2 protein-coding genes and 2 tRNA genes are annotated in these 2,422 nt (G+C 66.7%); all 4 read right to left on the reverse strand.

Features of this window, described 5'->3' with window-relative positions:
- Nucleotides 1–268 (reverse strand): NAD(P)H-binding protein (locus AB4Y86_RS16815; RefSeq protein ID WP_441403311.1); only part of this gene is annotated, 268 nt, incomplete at its 3' end.
- A 102-nt stretch (nucleotides 269–370) separates the two neighbouring features.
- A tRNA-Met gene (locus AB4Y86_RS16820) sits at nucleotides 371–444 on the reverse strand.
- A gap of 61 nt (nucleotides 445–505) precedes the next feature.
- Nucleotides 506–577 (reverse strand) — tRNA-Thr (locus tag AB4Y86_RS16825).
- Nucleotides 578–821: 244 nt separating this feature from the next.
- On the reverse strand, nucleotides 822–2,422 hold a 1,601-nt coding region (locus AB4Y86_RS16830; protein ID WP_441403312.1), incomplete at its 5' end, for a helicase-related protein.

Below are 2,422 nucleotides of genomic sequence, written 5' to 3' on the forward strand. Positions count from 1 at the left end.
GGTCCACGGCGTAGGTCCGCTCGGGGCTGCCGCCGCCGGCCCCGGCAGACCAGACCACAGCGTCGTGGTCCTTCACCGCGTCGGCGATCTCCGCCGACGACGACTTTTCCACGTCCAGTACCAGCGGGGTGGCGCGGGTGGCGGCCACGTCGCCGGCGTGGTCCGGGTTGCGGATGATGGATGTCACGTCGGCCCCGCCCTTGGCGAGGATGCCGGAGAGTTCCAAAGCCACCTTGCCGTGGCCGCCGATGATTGCGATTCGCGTCATCGACCTATTCTGTCTCAAGCGCTCCACCGCCGCACCTGTTCCGTCGTCAGCGGGTTAAACCAGAAAGACCCCGGCAGGGCGCACCTGCGGGGTCTTGATCTGTAGCGGTGGGGAGGCTCGATCTCCCGACCTCACGATTATGAGTCGTGCGCTCTAACCAACTGAGCTACACCGCCACGGATGAGAAAAGCCTGCGTCAAGCCGGTCAAAACCGCCTTGACACAGGCCCCCATCCAGAGCCCCCCACCGGAATCGATCCGGTGACCTCGTTCTTACCAAGAACGCGCTCTACCACTGAGCTAGGGGGGCAACGAGTAAATACTCTACCGGAAGATCCGGCTCCCAACAAATCGACCGACCGCCCCCTCCGGTTCCGCCAAAAGCCCCGCCGTTCCGGGGAATTTCGGGGCCACAGCCGGGTCGGACAGGGGCCTCGGGCACCGGTCCGCAGCCGGGATGTGACGAAGCGTACTCCTGGCGTTTAGCCCTGGACCAACGCAGAACGGGCCGGCTCAAGAGCCGGCCCGTTCTGGTGTTGCCTAGGAACTAGTGGTTACCACTTGTTGCGGGGYCTGAAGCCGCCTTCGGTGCGGGGTTTGCGGGTGTCGGTGCCCACGCCGCGCTCGTTGCGGTCGCTGAAGGATCGGCCGCCGCGGTCCGCGGAGGAACGCTCGCCGTCGCTCTTGCGAAATTCGCGCTTGAAGCCGCCGTTGCCCTTGAAGTTTCCGCTGCCGCCGGAGTAACCGCCGCGGTCGCCGCCACGGTTGCCCTGGTAGGCGCCCCGGTCACCGGAAGGCTTACGGCCGTTGTCCAGTTCGAGGTGGATCAGCTCACCGCCGATCCGAGTGCGGGATAATGCACGCAACTGCTCGGCGCTCAGGTCCGCCGGGAGCTCCACGAGGGAGTGGTCCGAACGGATATCGATGCCGCCGATCTGGGCCGAGGAGATGCCGCCTTCGTTGGCAATGGCGCCGACGATGGATCCCGGCATGACGCGCTGGCGGCGTCCGACGGCGATCCGGTAGGTGGCGTTGCCCTCAGTCAGCGTGCGGGTCGGGCCACGTGAGCCGAAGCCGTCCTTGGAGCGCTCGCGCTTCTGGAATTCCGGAGCGGCAGGCAGTTCCTTGACCAGGAGCGGCTGGCCGCCCTGCGCCATGACGGCCAGTGCTGCGGCAATCTCGGCGGCCGGCACGTTGTGCTCCTGCTCGTAGGAAGCGATCAGGTCGCGGAACGCCGAGACGTCCTCGGATTCGAGGGTCTCGGTGATCTTCTCAGCGAACTTGCCGAGGCGCAGGGTGTTGACCGTCTCGGCGGTGGGCAGGTGCATCTGCTCAACCGGCTGGCGGGTCGCCTTCTCGATGGAGCGCAGCAGGTACTTCTCCCGCGGSGTCATGAASAGGATSGCGTCGCCGGARCGGCCYGCRCGGCCGGTGCGGCCGATGCGGTGGACGTAGGACTCGGTGTCGTGCGGGATGTCGTAGTTGACCACGTGGCTGATGCGTTCGACGTCCAGACCGCGGGCGGCGACGTCGGTGGCGACCAGGATGTCGATCCRGCCTTCCTTGAGCGCGTCAACGGTGCGTTCGCGCTGCTGCTGCGGGATGTCGCCGTTGATGGCGGCGGCCTGGAAGCCGCGGGACTTCAGCTTGTCGGCCAGGTCCTCGGTCGCCATCTTGGTGCGGACGAAGGCGATCACGCCGTCGAACTCTTCGACCTCGAGGATGCGGGTCAGCGCATCGAGCTTGTGCGGGCCCATCACCTGCAGGTACCGCTGGCGGGTGTTGGCGCCGGTGGTGGTCTTGGACTTGACCTGGATCTCGGCCGGGTTGTTCAGGTACTGCTTGGAGAGCCGGCGGATCTGGCTCGGCATGGTGGCGGAGAACAGCGCAACCTGGCGGCCCTCGGGGGTCTGCTGGAAGATCTGCTCCACGTCTTCGGCGAAGCCCATGCGCAGCATCTCGTCAGCCTCATCCAGCACGAGGTACTGGAGTTCGGACAGGTCCAGGGAGCCCTTGGCGATGTGGTCGATCACGCGGCCGGGGGTACCGACAACAACCTGGGCGCCGCGGCGCAGGCCGGCCAGTTGCGGGCCGTAGGCGGAGCCGCCGTAAACCGGCAGGACCGTGAAGTCGTCGATGTGCTTGGCGTAGGAGG

This window comes from Arthrobacter sp. 2YAF22_2, assembly GCF_052114645.1.
GTDB lineage: Bacteria > Actinomycetota > Actinomycetes > Actinomycetales > Micrococcaceae > Arthrobacter.